General features: G+C 43.1%; 1 protein-coding gene. It reads left to right on the top strand.

What is annotated here, in order from left to right:
• Positions 1-656: peptidoglycan-binding protein (locus L4D74_RS25180; RefSeq protein WP_428755128.1), on the top strand; the 656-nt coding region annotated here is incomplete at both ends.

Raw genomic sequence — 656 nt, 5'->3', positions numbered from 1 at the left:
CTCTAAGACGAATCAACGTGAAACATGGAGTAGTATTGCTGCGTTATATAATCTTTCGCCTAAGTCCCTATTAGGGATGAACCCGCGCTATGATGCCGACCCTTCTGCGTTATTACTTGGTGATAAGCTTCAAGTGACATTACCTAAAGAGTCGAGTGGTCAATATTCCGCTCGTTTTCCTTTGCCTGCTGAAGACGTGACCACATCAAAAATAGTGTTTGCTCATTCCAATATTCAGTGTGAAGTTGGCAGTAAATCCCACTGTCATGTGCATCCTATTATTGGTGATTCGGGCGCTGATAAGAACACACCTGTGATTAAAGTTAAGCAGCTCATTCTTCGTTCAGAGCCGTTATCAACATCGGACAACTTGGAGTTATTGGCTTTTGGTGATGGAGAGGCCCTTAGTAATGGAAGTAAAGGTCTTGAAGTCAAAGTCGTTCAAGAGGCATTGATTGAATTGGGTTTCGATTTAGGTCCTGCGGGGGCTGACGGAGATTTTGGCAAAGCGACAGAAAGCGCTATTAAACAGTTTCAGAAGGGTTATGAACCGACGCATAACACGCATGAAACTTATAAAATTGGTGAAGTCGATGGGATTGTAGATAAGAACACAGCTCTTGCTTTGGATGAGTCCGTCAGTGAAAATTGGCAAA

It is taken from the genome of Vibrio cionasavignyae (assembly GCF_050337155.1).
GTDB classification, from domain to species: Bacteria; Pseudomonadota; Gammaproteobacteria; order Enterobacterales; family Vibrionaceae; genus Vibrio; species Vibrio nomapromontoriensis.
Note: the sequence above shows the minus strand (reverse complement) of the source record. Positions and strands in the feature narration are given on the sequence as shown.